Origin of the sequence: Streptomyces sp. NPDC053513 (assembly GCF_044544765.1) — a bacterium.
GTDB lineage: Bacteria > Actinomycetota > Actinomycetes > Streptomycetales > Streptomycetaceae > Streptomyces > Streptomyces litmocidini.
The window spans coordinates 432,973-452,426 of the sequence record NZ_JBITXP010000004.1; the positions used below are offsets into that span (position 1 = coordinate 432,973).

Annotated in this window: 17 protein-coding genes and 1 tRNA gene; 1 reads left to right on the forward strand and 17 read right to left on the reverse strand. The window is 73.8% G+C overall.

Annotated elements, in window-relative coordinates; all coding sequences use genetic code 11:
* Positions 1–23: 23 nt before the first annotated feature.
* The 6 genes from ACIGW4_RS09775 to ACIGW4_RS09800 form a co-directional block, all read right to left on the reverse strand.
* Positions 24–686: a response regulator transcription factor gene (locus ACIGW4_RS09775; protein WP_123452641.1), complete on the reverse strand. Its 663-nt coding sequence runs from the start codon at positions 684–686 to the stop codon at positions 24–26.
* Positions 617–1,924: a sensor domain-containing protein gene (locus tag ACIGW4_RS09780; protein ID WP_123452643.1), complete on the reverse strand. Its 1,308-nt coding sequence runs from the start codon at positions 1,922–1,924 to the stop codon at positions 617–619. Before ACIGW4_RS09780 ends, ACIGW4_RS09775 begins: the two co-directional genes overlap by 70 nt.
* Before the next feature lie 210 nt (positions 1,925–2,134).
* Positions 2,135–3,802 (reverse strand): AMP-binding protein, encoded by a 1,668-nt coding sequence (locus ACIGW4_RS09785; RefSeq protein WP_123452645.1) that lies wholly within the window; start codon positions 3,800–3,802, stop codon positions 2,135–2,137.
* 39 nt (positions 3,803–3,841) lie between these two features.
* Positions 3,842–4,435 (reverse strand): lytic polysaccharide monooxygenase auxiliary activity family 9 protein, encoded by a 594-nt coding sequence (locus tag ACIGW4_RS09790; protein ID WP_359587418.1) that lies wholly within the window; start codon positions 4,433–4,435, stop codon positions 3,842–3,844.
* Between the two features lie 126 nt (positions 4,436–4,561).
* Positions 4,562–6,160, reverse strand: coding sequence for an SPFH domain-containing protein (locus ACIGW4_RS09795; RefSeq protein ID WP_399579557.1), 1,599 nt, complete (start codon positions 6,158–6,160; stop codon positions 4,562–4,564).
* 827 nt (positions 6,161–6,987) lie between these two features.
* Positions 6,988–8,610 carry a peptidoglycan-binding protein gene (locus ACIGW4_RS09800; RefSeq protein ID WP_399579559.1) on the reverse strand — a complete coding sequence of 541 codons (1,623 nt, stop codon included), beginning with the start codon at positions 8,608–8,610 and terminating at the stop codon, positions 6,988–6,990.
* A gap of 183 nt (positions 8,611–8,793) precedes the next feature.
* Between ACIGW4_RS09800 and ACIGW4_RS09805 the strand changes: the two genes are divergently transcribed.
* Positions 8,794–8,867 (forward strand) — tRNA-Lys (locus ACIGW4_RS09805).
* A gap of 73 nt (positions 8,868–8,940) precedes the next feature.
* On the opposite strand, the gene ACIGW4_RS09810 is transcribed toward ACIGW4_RS09805, so the two are convergent.
* From ACIGW4_RS09810 to ACIGW4_RS09860, 11 genes are all read right to left on the reverse strand, one after another.
* Positions 8,941–9,612: a class F sortase gene (locus ACIGW4_RS09810; RefSeq protein ID WP_398708525.1), complete on the reverse strand. Its 672-nt coding sequence runs from the start codon at positions 9,610–9,612 to the stop codon at positions 8,941–8,943.
* Complete coding sequence (locus ACIGW4_RS09815; protein WP_398708523.1) at positions 9,609–10,205, reverse strand: hypothetical protein; 597 nt, start codon at positions 10,203–10,205, stop codon at positions 9,609–9,611. Before ACIGW4_RS09815 ends, ACIGW4_RS09810 begins: the two co-directional genes overlap by 4 nt.
* A 73-nt stretch (positions 10,206–10,278) precedes the next feature.
* Entirely contained in the window at positions 10,279–11,058 is a 780-nt protein-coding gene (locus tag ACIGW4_RS09820) for an HAD-IIA family hydrolase (protein ID WP_123452652.1), read from the reverse strand.
* 93 nt (positions 11,059–11,151) lie between these two features.
* Complete coding sequence (locus ACIGW4_RS09825) at positions 11,152–12,705, reverse strand: alkaline phosphatase family protein (protein ID WP_399579562.1); 1,554 nt, start codon at positions 12,703–12,705, stop codon at positions 11,152–11,154.
* Between the two features lie 166 nt (positions 12,706–12,871).
* On the reverse strand, positions 12,872–13,930 hold the full coding sequence (locus ACIGW4_RS09830; protein ID WP_399579563.1) for a 2-aminoethylphosphonate ABC transporter substrate-binding protein: 1,059 nt from the start codon (positions 13,928–13,930) through the stop codon (positions 12,872–12,874).
* Between the two features lie 80 nt (positions 13,931–14,010).
* On the reverse strand, positions 14,011–14,808 hold the full coding sequence (locus tag ACIGW4_RS09835; RefSeq protein WP_123452656.1) for an ABC transporter permease: 798 nt from the start codon (positions 14,806–14,808) through the stop codon (positions 14,011–14,013).
* On the reverse strand, positions 14,795–15,691 hold the full coding sequence (locus ACIGW4_RS09840) for a 2-aminoethylphosphonate ABC transporter permease subunit (RefSeq protein WP_359587410.1): 897 nt from the start codon (positions 15,689–15,691) through the stop codon (positions 14,795–14,797). The genes ACIGW4_RS09835 and ACIGW4_RS09840 overlap by 14 nt, the downstream gene beginning before the upstream one ends.
* Positions 15,684–16,736: an ABC transporter ATP-binding protein gene (locus ACIGW4_RS09845; RefSeq protein WP_398708514.1), complete on the reverse strand. Its 1,053-nt coding sequence runs from the start codon at positions 16,734–16,736 to the stop codon at positions 15,684–15,686. Before ACIGW4_RS09845 ends, ACIGW4_RS09840 begins: the two co-directional genes overlap by 8 nt.
* On the reverse strand, positions 16,733–17,419 hold the full coding sequence (locus ACIGW4_RS09850) for a phosphonatase-like hydrolase (RefSeq protein ID WP_398708513.1): 687 nt from the start codon (positions 17,417–17,419) through the stop codon (positions 16,733–16,735). Before ACIGW4_RS09850 ends, ACIGW4_RS09845 begins: the two co-directional genes overlap by 4 nt.
* A complete protein-coding gene (locus ACIGW4_RS09855) occupies positions 17,416–18,537 on the reverse strand; it encodes a TIGR03364 family FAD-dependent oxidoreductase (protein ID WP_399579567.1) in 1,122 nt (373 codons plus the stop codon). Before ACIGW4_RS09855 ends, ACIGW4_RS09850 begins: the two co-directional genes overlap by 4 nt.
* Before the next feature lie 134 nt (positions 18,538–18,671).
* Complete coding sequence (locus ACIGW4_RS09860) at positions 18,672–19,430, reverse strand: GntR family transcriptional regulator (protein ID WP_123452664.1); 759 nt, start codon at positions 19,428–19,430, stop codon at positions 18,672–18,674.
* Between the last annotated feature and the right edge of the window lie 24 nt (positions 19,431–19,454).

Consider the following 19,454-nt stretch of genomic DNA (forward strand, 5'->3'; position numbering starts at 1 on the left):
CTGCCCGGAGTCCCCCCGGGGGGTCACGCCCGGAGGTACGTGAGGACCGCGAGGACCCGGCGGTGGCTGTCCTCGGCCGGCGGCAGGTCCAGCTTCGCCAGGATGTTGCCGATGTGCTTGCCGACGGCGGCCTCGGTCACGACCAGACGGCGGGCGATCGCCCCGTTGGAGCGGCCCTCCGCGACGAGCCCCAGGACCTCGCGCTCGCGCGGGGTCAGCGCCTCCAGCGGATCCCGGTGCCGGCGCAGCAGCTGCCGCACGACCTCCGGGTCGACGACCGTGCCGCCGGCCGCGACCCGGGACAGGGCGTCCGCGAACTCCTCCACCTGCCCCACCCGGTCCTTCAGGAGGTAGCCGACGCCGGTGCCGTCGCCCGCGTCGAGGAGGTCGGCGGCGTAGCTGCGCTGCACGTACTGGCTGAGGACCAGGACCGGCAGGGCCGGCCGCTCGGCGCGGAGCGCGACCGCCGCGCGCAGGCCCTCGTCCTGGAAACCGGGCGGCATCCGGACGTCGGTCACGACGATGTCGGGCTCGTGGGCGGCGACCGCCTCGCGCAGGGCGTCGGCGTCGCCGACGGCGGCGACGACCTCGTGGCCGAAGCGGGCCAGGAGTCCGATCAGTCCCTCCCGGAGGAGGACGCTGTCCTCGGCGAGGACGACGCGGAGCCTGTCGGCAGTGCGGGACACGGGATCTCCACTCTCAGGAGGGTCGGCCCGCCCGGCGGGCTCATGATCGTCAGTGTGCCATCGAGGACGGCGATCCGGTCGGCGAGTCCGGTGAGGCCGGAGCCCCGGGCCGGGTCGGCGCCGCCGTGCCCGTCGTCCTCGACGTCGAGCCGCAGGACACCGCCGGTGTGCCGGGCGGTGATCCGCGCCCGGCGGGCGCCGCTGTGCTTGCCGATGTTGGCGAGGGCCTCGCAGCCGGCGAAGTACGCGGCGCTCTCCACGCTCGCGGGCAGCCGGGGCAGCGCGTCGGCGTCGGTGTCGACCGGGACGGCGGAGCGGTCGGCGGCGTCGGTGAGCGCCGGGCCGAGTCCGTAGTCGGCGAGGACCTGCGGGTGGATGCCGTGGATCAGCTCCCGGAGCTCCGTCAGGACCTGCCCGGCCTCCGCGTGGGCCTTCGCCAGCTGCTCGGCGAGCGGGCCGCCGGGCGGGGCGTCGAGCCGGGCCAGGCCCAGGGTCATGGTGAGGGCGACCAGGCGCTGCTGGGCCCCGTCGTGCAGGTCGCGCTCGATGCGGCGCCGCTCGGCCTCGAAGGCGTCGACGAGCCGGGCGCGGGAGGCGATGACCTCGCCGATCGCGCCCGGCCGCTCGGTCTCGCGCGGGGTGAGCAGGGCGCGGGCGAGGGCGGCGCGGGCCCCGGCGACGGCGGCGAGGGGGTGGGCGAGGACGACGAGGAGGACGGCGCCGACGAGGGCGGCGCCGAGGGCCTCCGGATAGGAGGTCGCCAGATACGCCTTGACGACCTTGGCCTCGTGGCCGTCCACGGCGAGCTGGAGGGGCGCGCCGAGGAGGGCGAGGGGCAGGCCGACACCGACGGCGAGGGCGAGGAGGTCGAGCGGCCACAGGACGGTGGCGAGCAGCAGGGCGTACGCGAGCTCCCGCCAGGTGGCCTGCTCCGCCACCCGGGTCCGGAGCCAGGCGGCCAGGCCGGGCGCGGCGGGCACGCGGTGCGGGTCGGGGACGGGATCCAGGTCGACGAGGCGGAGCCGCAGGCGCTCGGCCCGGCCGGAAGCAAGCCCGGAGAGGAGGAGCAGCGGCAGCCCGACGAGGAACAGCGAGAACGTCCCGAGGACCAGGAGCACGGCACAGGCGAGGGCCCCGACGACGCCTCCGCCGGCCAGGTACCCGACGGACCGCCACGGCCAGGAGCTGCGGAGGTACCGGGGTCCGGCGAGTGCCTGCCAGGGCGTACGGGGTTCCATGGCGCCCACGGTAGGGCCGGCGGGCGGGGCGGGACCATGGCTCTGGAGGGCGTACGGGGGGTGGGGCAGGCCCTACCCCCTCGCTCAGGTGCGGGGCTCCGGGCGGCCCTTCGAGCGGCGCCTCGACTCCGCCGGGCCGTCCATCGCGCTCCGGACCCTGCCGCGCCTGCCCGAGGCGGTCCGCACCCCCTGGAGGAGGGACCGACAGCCCTAGCCGTACGCCTCGGGGCGGCCGTGCCGGGTGTAGTGGGCACGGAGGGCGTCGAGCGCCGCCCGCGTCAGGGGCTCGTAGGGGGCGTCGGGGGCGGGGCGCCACCAGACGGGGTCCGGGCAGCGGAACGAGGTCCGGCGCAGGGCGACCCGGTGGATCTTGTTGGTGGCGGTCAGCGGCAGTTCGGGCAGGACGCGGACGAAGCGCGGCGCCATCTTCGTGCCCAGGTCCGGCTGGGCGGCCAGGAAGCCGGCGAAGGCCGCGGGTTCGAAGTCCGCGCCCTCCCGCAGGGTCAGCGCCGCCATGACCTGGTCGCCCGTCACCGGGTCGGGTATCGCGTAGACGGCGACCCCCGCCGCCCGGTCCCAGCGGGCGAGGATGTTCTCGATCATCGCCGCGGCCAGGTTCTCGCCGTCGACCCGCAGACGGTCGTCCGTGCGGCCCGCGAAGTAGAGGAAGCCGTCCGCGTCCCGGTAGAAGAGGTCGCCGGTCCAGTACCAGCCGCCGCGCAGCCGGGCCGCCTCCGCCTCGGGGTTGCGCCAGTAGCCCTCGAAGGGCGAGCGGCCCCGGTTGACGAGCTCGCCGACCGCCTCGGCGGCGTTGAGGAGCCGGCCGGTGGGCGAGAAGCGGGCGGGGGCGCACTCCACGCCGGTGTCGGCGGCGACGACCGCCAGGTCGTCGCCGGGTGCCGCCCGGCCGATCGCGCCCGTCGGCGTGTCCGGGGTCCGCTGGATCGCCGCGCCGCCCTCCGAGGAGCCGTACCCCTCCACGAGCGGGACCCCGAAGCGCTCCCGGAAGCGGGCCGCGTCCACCGCCCCCGCCTCGGTGCCGAAGCCGAGCCGCAACGGGTGCGCGCGGTCGTCGGGGCCGGGCGGGGTGGCGAGGAGGTACTGCACGGCCCGTCCCACGTAGGTGAAGTACGTGGCACCGAAGCGGCGCACGTCGGGGAGGAAGCGGGAGGCCGAGAAGCGGGCCCGCAGCGCCACCCCGGCCCCGGCGGCGAGCGCGGGCGCCCAGTCGGCGATCACGGCGTTGCCGTGGAACATCGGCATGCAGACGTAGTGGACGTCGTCCCGGCCGACGGAGAAGTGGGCGACGAGGGAGGCGCCGGCGGCGGCCAGGCGCCCCTGGCTGCACAGGGCGGCCTTCGGCGCGCCCGTCGAGCCGGAGGTGAAGGAGAGCAGGAAGCGGCTGTCGGGGCGTACGGGGCCGAGGGTGGCGTCTCCCGGCCGGGCGTTCCCGTAGGGGGCGAGGAGCTCCCGGTAGGCCTCGGTGTCGGTGACCAGGATCCGCAGGCCCGGCAGCGCGAGCCCGTCGAGGAGCGGCAGGTGGGCGCGCTGGGTGACGAGGACCCGGCACTCGGTGTGGAGGATGTCCCGGGCGAGCTCGGGGCCGCGCCGGGTGGGGTTGATCCCGGCGACGGCGGCCCCCGCGAGGGCCGCCGCGCTGAGCCAGAGCGGGTACTCCGGCGTGTTGTCGAGCAGGATGCCGAGGTGTGGCTCGCCCCTCGGCACGGGCGGCATCAGGTCCACGAGCAGTGCGGCCCGCGCGGCGGCGCCGGCGGCGACCTGGTGGTGGGTGAGGGTGTGGTGCTCGTCCCTCAGACCGGTCCGGTGGTCGCCCCACTGGCGCCGTACGAGCTCCGCGACGGTGTCCGCGCTCCTCATGGGCCGGACTGTAACTGACGCTCCGTCAGAACTGAACGCCTAGAACGAGACGTCCGAGCAGGCGTAGAAGGCGTTCGCGGTGTCCGCGACCGTCCACACCGCCAGGATCAGGTGCCGGCCCGTCTTGCCCGCCGGGATCGTCCCGGAGTGCGAGAGCGTCGCCGGCGGTTGCTGGTTGTTGTAGGGGACGGTCAGGAACGGCTGGGGGTCGAGGTCGGCCCGGGTCAGGGCCTTGGTCCCGGTCCAGCCGTTCTTGGTGATGTAGTAGCGGAAGTCCGTGGTGGCGTGGCGGGCGGTGAACTGCCACCGGAAGCCGTAGCTCTGCCCGGCCGTGAGCTTCGTCGTGGGCCAGGCGCCGCCGCGGGGGTCGTCGAGCTGCGAGAAGCGGGAGTTCCCGCCCGCGCAGATCTTCCCGTCCGCGGGGCCCGCGGCCGGGAAGCCCTTGAGCCCCTCGACCGACTGCGGCTCCCACTGGATGTCGCCGCAGTTGGTCACGGTGCGGTTGGCGCAGAGCTTCTGACGGCTGATCGGCGCGTCGGTGTAGCCGTGGCTGCCGGCGGTGCCGGTGGCGAGGACGGTGGCGCCGGCCATGCCGAGCGCCACCACCGCCGCCCCTAGTGCCTTGTTGCGCATGCTGTCGCTCCTGGAGAACGTGGGGAGTTCCGTGGGGCCGTGCGCGCGTACGGGTGTGACACAGGTACTGCTTTTGGTCTGGACCAAGTATCAAGGTAGGGACGGACGTTGCCGCTGTCCATCCCCTCAGGCACCCTCGACCGGCCCCGTCCTGCCCGTGTAGAACGCCACCGTCAGGTCCTTGACCAGCGCCTTGCGCTCGTAGTCGTCCAGCTCCACCAGACCACGACTGGTCAGCCGGTGGACCACGTCGTCCACCGCGTCCACCACCGAGGTCAGCACGCTGTCCCGGTGCTTCGCGTCGATCGCCGCGATCCGGCGCCGGCGCATCGCCGCCGCCACCTCCGGCGCGTACTCGATGCGCGTCGGCTGCGCCGAGAACACGTCCACGCCGACCGGGGCGCACTCCGCCGACAGCATCCGCGTCAGGGCCTCGCCGACCGCCTCCGCGTCCCGCAGCGTCGGGGCGTCCTCGTGGAACGCGTCCGCCGGGAGCTGCGACAGCACCCGGGCCATCGCCGCCTCCACCTGCTCCCGCAGGTACTCCTCGTGCCCGTCCACCCCGAGCACCGCCCGGACCGTGTCCCGCACCCGCCACACCACCAGGACGGTCACGTCGAGCGCGGTGCCCTTCGCGTCCACCGCCGACAGCGGCTCACTGCGCCAGTGCCGCAGCCGGACGTCCACCCGACGGCGGAGCAGCAGCGGACTGACCCACACCAGGCCCGTACGGCGGACCGTGCCGCGGTAGTCGCCGAACAGGGACAGCACCCAGGCGTAGCCGACCCGGCCCCGGCCGAGACCGCCCAGCGCGAACAGGGCGAGCACCACGCCCAGGGCCAGGAGGGCCCACTGGCCGAGGGGAATGCCGTGGTACGGGCGCGTCGGCAGCCGCAGCATCCGCGCCGCCTCGGCGGGCACCGCCCCGACCCACCACACGATCCCCGCGCACCAGGCGATCGCCAGCACCCCGCCCACCACCCCGACCCACCCGGGCAGCACCGGCCCCGGCCGCTCCACGAGCGCGGGATCGGCGGTGGGGGCGGGACGCGACGCGGCCTTCGGCCCCGGCCGGAGCTCCGGCCCGTTCGCGGGCTGCGGACGGGCCGGGGCCTTGGGCCGGGCGGGGGGCTGGGTGAAGGGCTGGGCGTGGGGCCGCGACTGCGGCTTCGCCTTGGAGTTCGGCTTGGGAGCTGCCTTGGAGTTCGGCTTGGAGTTCGGCTTGGAGTTCGTCTTGGTCCGGGGCTCGGGATCCGCCTTGGTGGGGGCGGCCTGGACCTTCGACGGGGCCGGGATGGCGGGCTTGCGCCCCACCGCCGGCGGGGTCGGCGCGGCCATGGAGATCGTGTCGGGCCCCCCGTCCTCGTCCGCCGCGACGGGGGCGGCGGTCTCCGGCTCGTCCCGGAAGAGCAGGTGCACCGGGATGGAGCCGGTGGTCTCGGTCCCGATCACGTTCTTCCGCCGCGCCACCCGCACCACGGCGGCGACGGGCATCGCGACGGCACTGACCCGCGCCCCGCTGATCCGCCGGAGGTCGAGCACGGCGGGGGCGGGAGCGGGGGCGAGGGCCACGGCGGGGGCGAGGGCCGGGGCGGAGGCAGGCTCCGGGACGGAAGCAGGGTCCGGGACGGAAGCCTTGTCGCCGTCGCCGTCGCTGTCGCCGCCCTCGTCGACGGTCTTCCCGGTGGCCTTCTCGGTGGGGCGACCGGGAGGGGAACCGCTCACGACGGCAGCTTCTCCACCCTGGGCGGGCCCGACCGAGGGCCCCGGCGTGGTGCCGGGAGGAACCGGTGCCGGGCCGGTGCCGGACGTGGGCCCGGTGGGGGCAGACGCCTCCGAGGCGGGTGCGGGTCCGTCCGGGGCGGCCGGCCCTGATCCGGGCGCGAGACCGGCCGGGGCCGGACTTCCCGCCCCGGACGGGGGTTCGGCGGAGACCACCGGCCCCGCCCCGGACGCCGGGCCGACCGAAACCGCCGTCTCCGAGCCCGACGCGGGACCCGCCGGGACCGGCATGCCCGCCGGGACCGGCGCGCCCATCGGGATCGGCGCGCCCATCGAAACCGGCGTGCCCGCCGGGACCGGCGTCTCCGGTGCCGTACCGGACGCGGACCCGGCCGGGGGCGCCCCCGGCGTGTCCGCCGGTGTCACCGGCGTCGCACCGGGCACGAGCCCGGTCCCACCCGGTCCCGTCGTGACCGGTCCCGCCCCACCCGGTCCCGTCGCGTCGGGCACGGGTCCGGTCGGGGGTGTCCCCGGCGCATCCGTCGGGGACACCGGTGCCGTACCGGGCACAGGCCCCGTCGACGGCTCCCCCGCCCCGTCCCGCGCCGGCCCCGCCAGGGCCCCCGGTGCCGCGCCCGGCTCCGTACCCGGCCCCGGGTCCGGTTTCGGGGCGGACGGGGAGCGGTCCTTGTCCGGTGGGGAGGTGCGCGGGAGGGTGCCGTCCGTCAGGCGTCTGGCCGTGCGGGCCGCGTCACGCGAGGCCGCCGCGCCGGAGTCCGCGGGGTTCGGGGTCGATGCCGTCATTCGGGGTCCACCTCATGCTCTCGGGGTCATCGGAACAAACGCCGCCAGGTCTCCGGGCCCGGGTAGCCGTCGGCCGCTCCGCCGCGCCAGCCCTGTGCCCGCTGGAACGCCTCGACGTTGCGGCGGTCCGCCTCCGTCCAGCGCGGACCGGGTCCCGACAGGTAGTGCTTGCCGAAGCCCCGCTTCACCAGTTGTTTGCCCAGCTTCTCCACATATGCGTTGGATTGGCCCGGACGGAAGTAGCCACGCCCGGGAAACCCCGTCGCATTCGCGCTCGGGCCGCTCGAACCACTCGAACCGCCGATGTCCTTGCCCCCGCCGGTCACCAGGAGCCGCCACGTGTGCGGCCCGGGCAGCCCGTCCGCCTCCGCGCCCCTCCAGCCCTGCGCGAGCTGGAACGCCTGGGTCGCCCTCCGGTCCGCCTCCCCCCACTTCGGGCCGGGGCCCCGGCTGTAGAACCTCCTGCCGCCGCGCTCGACGAGGAGCTGCCCGAGCTGGGTGACGTACGCGTTGTCCGCGCCCGGCCCGAACTTCCCCGCCCCCGGGAACGGCGTCGCCTCCGCGGCCTCCGCCCCGCCGCCCGCGCTGCCGCTGACCACGCCCTTGTAGCGGTAGGGCACGTACCGGTCGGAGTTCTCCCAGTACGCCATGGGCGTCGCCTGCTTCCGCGTGCGCGGCTTCGTCTGCTCGTAGGCGATGTAGGAGGTGTGGGTGTAGTCGGTCCAGCCGCCGAAGATCGTGACGTGCGAGCCGCGGGTCGGGTTGGCCGGGTTGTGGAAGAGCAGGATGTCGCCGGGCTGGAGCTCGGCGCGCCCGATCCGCTCGGCGAAGCGGTCGAGGCTGCCGGTCCACTCGTTGCTGCGCAGGTTCCAGGCCATGGAGATGTAGCCGGAGCAGTCCTGGCGGTAGCCGTCCGACCAGTACTCCTCCATGGAGTACGGGACTTGTGCGGCGATCCACGTCTTGGCCCGGTTGATGATCTCCGCGCGGGTCGTCTTCCGCAGCGACTCCACCGAGATCTGACTGGTCGTCGGGGCGGAGCCCGGGGTCGGGTCGGCACCGGGCCCCGGCGCGCCGTGCAACGGCCCCCGCCCGCCCTGCGGGGTCTCGGGCCCCGGCCAGGGCGGGTCGGCGGTGACGGAGCCCGCGGAGCCGACGGCGTCGGCCGAGCCGGCGGATCCGACCGAGCCGCCGGAGTCGGCCGAGCCGACCGACCGGGTCGCGGCCCGCTCCCGCAGGACCGCGGCGTCCGCCTCCACCGGCCCGGTTCCCACCGACACGGTTTCCGCCGGCTCCGCTCCCGCCCGTCCCGCCTGCGCCGACCCCGCTTCCGTCCGCCCTGCTCCCGTCCGACCCGTTCCCGCCTGACCCGCTTCCACCCGGCCCGTTCCCGCCCCGCCCCCCGGCGCATCCGCCGGGGCGAAGGGGTTCGGTGGGCCGGTGAGGGCCGTCGCCGCTCCGGCTCCGCCTCCGCCCAGGACCACGCCCGCCGCCGTCACCAGGACCAGCGCGCGGCGGGCGCCGTGGGCCGCCGGGTGGCCGCCCGCCCGGACGGGCAGGCCCAGGGCGAGGTCGCGCCGCTGCCGGGCGCAGCCCGGGCAGCCGCAGTCGGCCGCGGGTTCGAACTCCTCGAAGACCGGCACGCTCATGCGATCCCCTCCACACTCGTCAAGATCTTTTGGACCCTCGTTTCGGGCGTCAGTGTCTCAACTGTCTGGACAAATCGCATTTTGACGGATTGAAGGCCCCATACGACCATCCGACAGGCCGGAGGCGGTCGGTATTGGTCAGGAGCACGCCTTCACGTCAGGTAGAGTTCTCTCTGTCAGCAGGCGCCGCTAGCTCAGTTGGTTAGAGCAGCTGACTCTTAATCAGCGGGTCCGGGGTTCGAGTCCCTGGCGGCGCACGCAGAGTCGAGGCCCCCTCACCATCGGTGAGGGGGCCTCGATCTTTCTCCGGGGCCGGGCGGGGGACGGCCCTCAGGCTCCCGTCCCCGTCAGGTACGCCGAGACCACCACGTTCGCCGTGTACGCCCCCGTCGCCCGGTCGAAGCTTCCACCGCAGGTGATCAGGCGCAGCTCGGCGCGGTGGGGGTCGTGGGGACCGTAGGCCCTGGCCGGGTCGAAGCCCTCGCGCGGGAGGACCTGGACGTCGTCGACGGTGAACTCGGCGACCGATCCGTCCGTCCGGGTGACGCGGACCTTCGCGCCGGGGCGGACCGCGCTCAGGCCGTAGAAGACGGCCGGACGGGTCTCGGTGTCGACGTGGCCGACGAGGAGGGCCGCGCCGGCCGCGCCCGGCCGGGTGCCGGAGCCGTACCAGCCGACCGTGTGGGGCATCTCGAAGGGCGGCGGGTCTATGGCGCCCGCGTCGTCCAGGCCGCGCGCCACGACGGGCGCGCCGATGCCCAGGGAGGGGATCTCGACCCGCCGGGGTTCGAGGGGCGGGAGCGGGGCGTGGGCCGGGGGCAGCTCGACGCCGAGGGGGCGGCCGACGGCGGCGATGTCGCCGGTGGTCGGCGCGGAGCTGCCGCCGGGGCCCTCGGTGGCGTCGCGGCCCCAGAGCCAGAGCCCGGAGAGCAGGACCGCCCAGGCCAGGCCGGTGACGAAGCGCCCGGAGCCCGCCGGGCGGGTGCCGGACGGCACGGTCACTCGCCGTCGCCGCCGGTCTCGGCGCGGCGGCGGGAGCTGCGGAAGGCGACCGCGACGGCGGCGACCGCGGCCATGCCGAGGCCGAGCAGGGTGTACGGGGTGCCGAGGCCGCTCTCGGAGGTGGTCTGGGCGACGCCGGGAGCCACGGGCGCGGCGAAGGCGGCGGTGCCTCCTCCGCCGGCGCGGACGGGCGCGATCGGGGTCGCGTGGTGCGTCGGCCGGTGGGTGGGCTCCCGGTGGTGCCGGACCTGCACGGTTCCGGCGTCCGGGTGGTCGTGCCCGTCGCAGGTCACGGCGACCTCGTACGTGCCGTCCTCCAGGCCGGAGCGGATCGTGGTGTCGCCGAACAGCGGGTGTCCCCCGCCGTCCCGGCCGGTGAGCTCCGCATCGGCGACGAACGCCTTGGACGTGGCGGCGCCGGTCGTGCCCTTGCAGCCCTGGACGCGGACGTCGACGTCGACGCCGGGCGAGGCGGTGGACGGGGTGACGGTGACCTTCACCCCGTCGTGGGCGTACGCGCCACCGGCCGCCGGGGCCAGGACGAGCGCCAGGGCCGCCCCTGCGGCACGGAGAGCAATGGGAGCTGAACGCATCGTGACCTCCTGATACTGGCAGGGTCACCCGGATCGGCGCTGATCGCATCCGCAGGGGCGGCGTCGGGGGTCCTTACACGCGGTCGACGATGTCCGCGATGGACTGGACGATCTTCGACGGGCGGAACGGGAAGCGGTCGATCTCCGCCTGGGTCGTCAGGCCGGTCAGGACCAGGAAGGTCTGCATGCCCGCCTCCAGGCCCGCCAGGATGTCGGTGTCCATCCGGTCGCCGATCATCGCGCTGGACTCGGAGTGGGCGCCGATCGCGTTGAGGCCGGTGCGCATCATGAGCGGGTTGGGCTTGCCCGCGAAGTACGGCTCCTTGCCGGTGGCCTTCGTGATGAGGGCGGCGACGGAGCCGGTGGCCGGGAGCGGGCCCTCCAGGGAGGGGCCGGTCTCGTCGGGGTTGGTGCAGATGAAGCGGGCGCCGGCGTTGATGAGGCGGACGGCCTTGGTCATCGCCTCGAAGGAGTACGTGCGGGTCTCGCCGAGCACCACGTAGTCCGGGTCGTGGTCGGTGAGGACGTAGCCGATGTCGTGCAGCGCGGTGGTGAGGCCGGCCTCGCCGATGACGTACGCGGTGCCGCCGGGGCGCTGGTCGTCGAGGAACTTGGCGGTGGCGAGGGCCGAGGTCCAGATGTTCTCGACGGGGACTTCGAGTCCCATGCGGGCGAGGCGGGCGTGCAGGTCGCGGGCCGTGTAGATCGAGTTGTTGGTGAGGACCAGGAACGGCTTTCCGGTCTCCCGCAGCTTCTTGATGAACGCGTCGGCGCCGGGGATCGGCACGCCCTCGTGGATGAGGACGCCGTCCATGTCGGTCAGCCAGGATTCGATCGGCTTGCGCTCTGCCATGGGTGCGGGACTCCTGCCGTACAGATGCACGCACGGGACGTGCGGTGTGCTGGGGGCGCCGCGACAGCGCTGTGGCGACGCCCCCCAGCGTAATCAGGATGTGCTGATCTTGACCCCGTCGATCGTCCAGTACCAGTTGTTGGATCCGGTGTACCGGAAGCGGAAGCTCACGCTGGAGGCGCCGGCGGGGACGGCGACCGTGAGGGACTGGGGCCGGGAGACGACATCGGCGGTGTAGCTCTTGACGAGCACGGGGGTGCCGCCGTTGAAGCTCGCGAGGACCTGGGCGCTCTGGCCGCCCTCCTGGCGGTAGAGCGTGGTGAAGTCGAGCCGTACGGCGGTCGCGCCGGAGACGGCGTACGCGGGGGTGACCAGGGTCGAGTCGTACGTACCGGAGAAGGACTTGTCGGCCCACTCGTCGGAGTCGGCGACGGCGAAGACGCCGCGGGCGCGGACGTTGAGCTCGCGGGACTGGTCGCGCTGGGCGCGGGACCAGAACTCGTCGGTGGCGAAGGACCAGCCGCGCCACTCCGTCGTGCCGCCGGTGCCCATGGCGTTGTTGATGACGAACCAGCCGCTGGGCGCGGTGTGGGTGAAGCCGAGGACCCCGGCGGGGATGCCGGTCTCGTCGACACGGCCGGAGAGGGACGGGTAGAGGGTGTCGAAGGGGTCGGTGGAACGTTCCTGTATCGGCTTGCCGTCGAGGCCCCAGGCCGGGTCGGGGACGATGCCGAGCTGCTGGAAGACGGTGGCGGCGACGTCGACGAGCCGGGTGTCGATGGGGCGGGCGCCGGCGGCGATGCCGGGGCCCTGGGCGAGGACGAAGGTGCGGCGCTCCTCGATGCTGGAGCCGCCGTGGCCGCCGGCGTCGGTGTGGCCGTGGTCGGTGGCGACGATGACGGTCCAGCGCTCGGCGGCGTAGGTGGGGCGGGCCCGGATCGCGGCGAGGAGCCGGCCGAGGTAGCCGTCCTGGACGTCGATGGCGTCGGTGTACCTGGGGCTGGCGGCGCCGTAGGTGTGGCCGATCTCGTCGGTCTCGCCGAAGTAGACGAAGAGGACGTCGGGGTTCTGGTCGCGGAGGACCTCCTCGGTGATCTCGGTGATCGTGAGGTCGTTGACCGCGTAGTCGTTGTCGTAGACGAGCTTGGCGTCGGCGCCGGGGGTGACCGTGCCGTACGTGTCGAGCTCGGGCCAGTCGACGGCGGCGAAGAGCGAGAGCTCGGGGCGGACCTGGTTCAGGCGGGCGAGGAAGCCGGGGTACCGGCCGTAGTCGCGGCCGGTGAAGGTGTTGTCCTTCACGCCGTGCTTGTCGGGCCAGACGCCGGTGGAGATCGTGGACCAGCCGGGGCCGGAGAGGGTGCCGGCCATCGGGTTGGCGTAGAGCAGGGAGCGGCCGTAGGTGCCGTTCGCCATCAGGGACTTGAGGGTGGGGGCCTTGGCGGCGTCGATCCGGTCGTACCGCAGTCCGTCCATGCCGACGACGAGCACCTTGTCCTGGCTGGTGCCGTCCGGGAGCGTCGGGGCGGCGGGGGCGGCCCGGGCGGCGGGGGCGGTGGCGAGTCCGGTGGCGGCGACGGCCGCGGTGGCACCGGCGGCGGCGAGCACGGTGCGGCGGGAGAGCGGGGCGGAGATGCCGGTGATCGGCATGTCGGAGTCCTCCGTCAGAGGGTCGATAAGGGCACGAACACACGCCAACGCCCCCGATTCCTCGGGGGCGTTGGTCCGTACCCGTTATCTTTCCGCTACATGCGGAGGCTTTCCAGGGTCGTACGGTGAACTCTTGGCTGCGGATGGGCTGCGGATCGGCTGCCGGTCAGCTCCCGGTCGCGGACTTCCACGCGTCGACGTACGCCGCGAGGTTCTTGTCGATGTCGGCCCAGTCCGGCTCGAAGACCTCGACGCCCTCCATCAGCGCGGCCAGCTCGATGGCGTTGGCGTCGGTGCCCTTGACGTCCTTGCGGGCCGGGAAGCCGCCGCCGATCGCGCTGACCTCGCGCTGGGCGCCCTCGCTGAGCATGAAGTCGAGGAGCTTCTTGCCGTTCTCGGTGTGCGGCGCCCTGTTCACCAGGCCGGCGGCGTACGGCAGGGCGAAGGTGGTGGGCTTGCCGCCGGCCTTGGCCGGGAACCAGATGCCGAGGTTCGGCATGGACTTGGCCTGCGCGAAGTTCATCTGGACGTCGCCGTTGGCGACGAGGAGTTCGCCCTTGTCCACCTTGGGGGCGAGCTTGGAGGTGGAGGAGGACGGGCCGACGTTGTTGGCCTGGAGCTTCTTCAGGTACTCCATGGCGGCGTCCTTGCCGCCGAAGTCATGCATCGCCTTGATGAGGACGGCGGTGCCGTCGCCCGCGACGCCGGGGGTGGAGTACTGCAGCTTGTCCTTGTACTTCGCGTCGAGCAGCTCCTCCCAGGTCTTCGGGGCGGCGGGGAGCTCCTTCTTGTTGTGGACGAAGCCGAAGTAGTTGTCGACGACGGAGGTCCAGGTGCCGTCGCCGGCCTTGTCACCGCCGTCGACCTGGTCGGCGCCCTTCGGCTCGTACGACTGGAGCAGGCCCTTGGAGCCGGCCTGCTGGATGAAGGGCGGGAGGGTGACGAGGACGTCGGCCTGGGTGTTGCTCTTCTCGCGGAGGGCGCGCTGCACCATCTCGCCGGAGCCGCCCTCGACGTACTTCACCTTGATGCCGGTCTGCTTCTCGAAGTCGGCGAAGACCTTGTCGTACCAGCCGTCGCCCGCCTCGCCCTTGAGGCCGTCGGCGCTGTAGACGGTGACGACCTTCTCGTCGGAGGCGGCGGAGGAGCCGTCGCAGGCGGTGAGGCCGGCGGCGAGGACGAGGGCGCCGGTGACGGCGGCGACCGGCTTGGTGTACGTACGCATGACGTTGTTCTCTCCTGACGGTACGAGGACTTGGCGGTACGAGGACTCGGCGGGGACGAGGGCTCAGCGGGGACGGTGGCTCAGCGGTACGAGGCTTTGGTGCGGATGCGGGAGACGGCGAGGAGCACGAGGAGCGTCGCCGTCATGAGGACCACGGCGAGTGCCGAACCGGTGAAGAGGGAGCCGCGGTCCGTGGCGGTGAAGACGAGCACCGGCAGCGGCATCCAGTCCGGCGGGTAGAGCATCATCGTGGCGCTCAGCTCCCCCATGGACAGGGCGAAGCAGAGCCCGGCGGCGGCCGTCAGGGACGGCAGCAGGAGCGGCAGCTTCACCCGGAGCAGTACGTACGAGGGGCGGGCGCCGAGACTGGCCGCCGCCTGCTCGTACATCGGGTCCAGGCGCCGGAGGGCGGCCGAGACCGACTGGTGGGCGAAGGCCGTGACGAGGACGGTGTGCGCGAGGATCACGATCCAGCGCGTGCCGTTGAGGAGCACCGGCGGCTGCGAGAAGGCGACGAGGACGGCGAGTCCGACGACCACGGACGGCACGGCGACCGGCAGCATGAACAGGGCGTCGAGGACCCGCTTGCCCTTCTTCCCGAGGGCCGCCGCGGCGAGCGCGGCCCAGGTGCCGACGGTCAGCGCGACCACGCTCGCGGTGACGGCCGTGACCAGGCTGGTGGTGAGCGCCTGGAGGGACTCCCCGCGCACGGCCGCCGTGTAGTGGGCGGTGGTGGGGCCGGAGGGGAAGGCGCCGGACCAGTGCGTGGAGAACGAGGCGGTGAGGATGACGAGGAGGGGCAGGGCGAAGAGCGGGACGAACAGGACGGCGAACAGGGTCCAGGCCGTCCACCTGCCCGTACGGCTATGCACCAGCACGGCGGCTCACCCCCCGGTAGAGGACGTACAGGCCGACCGAGAGGGCGACGTTGACGACGGCGACGACACAGGCGGCGGCGTAGTCGGATTCGAGGATCGCCTTGGAGTAGACGAGCATCGGGAGGGTCGTGACGCCCTTGGCGCCGGTGAAGAGGACGATCCCGAACTCGTTGAGGCACATGACGAGGACGAGGCTGCCGCCGGCGGCGAGCGCGGGCAGCGCCTCGGGCAGGATCACCTGCCGGACGATCCGCGCCGGCCGGGCGCCGAGCGAGGACGCCACCTCCAGCTGGGCGGTCTCCATCTGCGAGAACGCGGCCAGGAGCGGTCGCATCACGAACGGCGTGAAGTACGTGATCTCGGCGAGCAGGACGCCCCAGGGGGTGGTGAGGAACCGGAAGGGGCCGGCCGGGTCGCCGGTGACGTCCGTCCAGATCCCGTTGGCCATGCCGGCCGTGCCGTAGAGGAACAGCAGGGCGAGCGTGATCAGGAAGGACGGGAAGGAGAGGAAGACGTCGATGAACTTCGCCACCGCCTTCCCGCCGGGGAAGGGCACGAACGCGATCACGAGCGCGAGGACGAACCCGAGGACCAGACAGCCGGCGGTGGAGGCGACGGCCAGCCACACGGTGGTGACGAGCGCGTCGCGGAACGACGCGGAGGAGAACACCTGGGCGTACGCCCCGGGGGCGAGGGACTCCTGGACGACGAGGGCGAGGGGGTGGAGGAAGACGAGCGCGAGGACGGCGACGGGGGGCAGGGCCCACGCCCAGGTGGGGACCGCGACCGCCGTCGTGGGCACGGGTTCCGCCGGGGCGGAACGGGTGGGCACGGCCCCCGGTGCCGGGTTCCGTTCCTCGAGCCCGACGGCACGGCTACCCATCGTTCACCCCCGCGGCCAGCAGCACCGCGTCGTCCGGCGCGAAGTGCAACGTCACCTCGGTGCCGAGCGCCGGCGTCTCCTTGAGCTCCCGTACGTCCGCCTTCACCCGGTGCCCGCCCACCTCGACGTACAGCCGGTGCGTGGAGCCCCGCCACTGGACCTCGACGATCCGCCCCCGAAGGGGATTGGGGCCGTCACCGAGGCCGACCAGGTGCGGCCGGACGCAGAGGGTGGCGGCGGAGCCGGGGGCCGCGCCGGAGACCGGGACCTTGAGGTCGGCGCCCGCGAAGGTCACCCCGTCGGTCCCGACGCGCACCGGCAGCAGGTTCGCGTTCCCGACGAACGAGGCCGTGAACTCCGTGCGGGGACGCCGGTACAGGTCCTGCGGGGTGCCGCAGTCCTGGAGCCTGGCCTTGTCCATGACGGCGATCCGGTCGGCCAGGGTCAGCGCCTCGACCTGGTCGTGGGTGACGTACAGGATCGACACGTCGGGGAGCTCGCGGTGGAGCCGGGCCAGTTCGGCCAGCATCCCGGAGCGCAGCTGGGCGTCGAGCGCCGACAGCGGTTCGTCGAGGAGGAGGACCCGGGGGCGGATGGCGAGGGCGCGGGCGATGGCGACGCGCTGCTGCTGGCCGCCGGAGAGCTCGCGGGGGTGGCGGCGGGCGTAGGCCGCCATGCCGGTCATCTCCAGGGCTTCGGCGACCCGCCCCGGGATCTCGCCCTTGGGCGCCTTCTGGGCCTTGAGGCCGAAGGCGACGTTGTCCTCCACCCTGAGGTGGGGGAAGAGAGCGTACTGCTGGACGACCATGCCGATGCCCCGCTTGTGCGGCGGGAGCGCGGTGACGTCGCGGTCGCCGATGAGCACCCGTCCGGAGGCGGGCCGGACGAATCCGGCGACGGCCCGCAGGGCGGTCGTCTTGCCGGATCCGGAGGGGCCGAGGAGGGCCATGACCTCGCCGGGCTCGACGGTCAGGTCGAGGTGGTCGAGGACGGTGTTGCCGCCGTACGCGACGGTGACGGCGTCGAAGCGGATGCCGCTGGTCATGCCTCGTACTCCGCCATCAGGGAGGGGAGTTCCGCGACCGAGGCGAGGACGTGCGTGGCGCCGTGCTCCTTGAGCGCGGTCTCGTCGTGCGCGCCCGTGAGGACGCCGGCGACGATCCCGGCGCCGGAGCGGACGCCGCTGAGCATGTCGTACGAGGTGTCGCCCGCGACCGCGATCCCGCGGACGTCGTCGACGGCGCCGGTGCGGAGGAGCGCGGCGAGGACCATGTCCGGGTAGGGGCGGCCCCGGCCGCCGGCGTCCGCCGGGCAGAGGGTCAGCTCGACGAGGTCCCGCCAGCCGAGGGCGTCGAGGATGGCGTCCTGGGTGACGCGGGCGAAGCCGGTGGTGAGGACGACCGTCCGGCCCTGCTCCTTCAGCCGGGCGATCGCCCCGGCGGCGCCGGGGACCGGGGCGACGAGGCCGCCGGCGACCAGTTCTCCGTACGCCGCCTCGAAGGCGAGGTTGGCCTCCTGGGCGCGGGTCTCGTCGCCGCCGAAGAGGTGGCGGAAGACGGTGATCTTGGACTCGCCCATGGTGGCGCGGACGTGGTCGATCATCGTGGCGGGGTCTTCGCCGAGGCGTTCGGCGGCGGCCGTGAAGGCCTGTTCGACGAGGCCGTCGTCGGCGACGGTGGTGCCGGCCATGTCGAGGACGACGAGGTTGTGCTTCTTCACGGTGTTCACCAGCCCAGTTCGTTCGCGGTCGTCTCGGCGATGGCGGGCGAGCAGGTCATGCCGCGGCCGCCGGGTCCGGTCACCAGCCAGACGCCGTCGCGGACCCGCTGGCGGTGCACGACCCGGCTGGTGTCGACGCACTGCGCGTACACCCCGGCCCAGCGGCGCCGGATCTTCGGCAGCGGGCGGCCGAGGAAGGACTCGACGACGCGGGTGAGGTGCTCGTAGGGGTCTTCGAGGGTGTCGAAGGCGAAGGGGTGCTCGTACTCGTGGGTGTCGCCGATGGTCAGTCCGCCGTCGAGGCGCTGCACCATGAGCAGCTGCATCTTGTGGGCGGCGACGGTCGGGTCCTGGGCCTGGCCCGCGTCGAGGGCGTCGAGGGCGGGGGACGCGTAGGCCGGGTAGTAGCGGAAGGAGTCGGCGTCGGCGACGGAGGTGGTGAGCGGTTCGCCGAGGGGTTCGGTCTGCATCATCTGGAGCCGGACCCGGCGGACCGGTATCTCGCCGGCGACCTCGCGGACGAGGCCGGAGAGCCAGGCGCCGGTGCACAGGACGACGGCGTCGCCGGTGTGGGTCTCGCCCCGGTCGTCGCGCACGGAGTTCTCACCGACGACGTCCCGGACCTCGCGGTTCGGCAGGAAGGTGTACTTCCCGGTGGCGAGGAGGGCCTCGCGGAGGGCGAGCTGGGCGGGGCGCGGTTCGACGGCCGCGTCCCGCTCGCACCACAGGGCGGCCTCGAACGCCCCGCGCAGGGCGGGGTTGACCGCGCGCGCCTCGTCGGCGGTGAGCAGCTTGTAGCCGCGGGCGGCGGCGTCGGGGCGGGCCACGGCGGCCTCGGCGACGGCGAGTTCGAGCTCGTTCCGCACGGGGGTGAGGGAGCCGATGGCCCGGAAGCCGAGGCCGGGGACGCGGGCGCCGATTCCCTCCCAGAGTTCGCGGGCGCGCAGGGCGGTGTCGAGCTCCTCGCCGCCCGCCCGTCCGCTCACCCAGATCTGGCCGAAGTTGCGGAGGGACGCCCCGCGCGCCTCGGCCTCGCGCTCGATGTGTACGACCTCGTGGCCGCGTTCCACTGCGTGCCAGGCGTGCATGGTTCCCACCACGCCGGCTCCTACGACGATCACCTTCATGACGTCGACGGTCGCGGGGGCGGGTGGACCGGACGGATCCGGCGGGCGACGGGACGGTGAACGGACCGACAAGCTTGGACCAGACCCGTTACCGTTCCGTTAGCAAGTAATTGACCATGTGCGATCGGTTGTGATCAGTTCTGCTGCCCCAGATGGGCGGTGAAGCTGAACCGGTCCCCCCGGTAGAGCGTGCGGACGCGCTCCAGGGGCCGCCCCGAGGTGTCCCGGGAGACGCGGTGGAGCAGCAGCATCGGCAGCGCCGGCGGCGTGCCGATGAGCAGGGCCTCGCGCGGGGTCGCGAGGACGGTCTCGATGCGCTCGTCGGCGTCGCCGAAGGAGATGCCGAGCCGGTCGTGCAGATAGGCGTAGAAGGAGGAGTCCGGGTCGAACTCGGTGTCCAGACGGGGGGCACGGGCCTCGGAGACGTACGTGCTCTCCAGGCCGACCCGCTCGTCGTCGGCGAGCAGCACGCGCTCCATGTGCCAGACGGGCTCGCCCCGTTCGACGCCGACCTCGGGGGCGAGCGCCTCCGGGCAGGGGAAGCGGTCGAGCGAGATCAGGCTGCGGCCGGGGCGGCGGCCCTGACGGCGCACGCCCTCCGTGTAGCTGGCGAGCGAGAGGGGCTGCTCCAGCTTGGGTCCGGCGACGACCGTGCCCCGGCCCCGGCGGCGCAGCCGCCCCTCCAGGAGGAGTTCGCGCAGCGCCTGCCGGACGGTCTCGCGGGACACCTCGTACCGGACGGCGAGATCGCGCTCGGTGGGCAGCAGCCCGCCCTCCCCCAACTCGTCGACCATCACGGCGATCTTGGCCTTGACGGCGTAGTACTTGGGGACGCGGCCGTGCTCGGGGATGCCGGAGCGGACGGGGGCGCCGGGGCTGGTCTGGTAGTTCATCCGGGGATGGTCGCAGACCGGGAT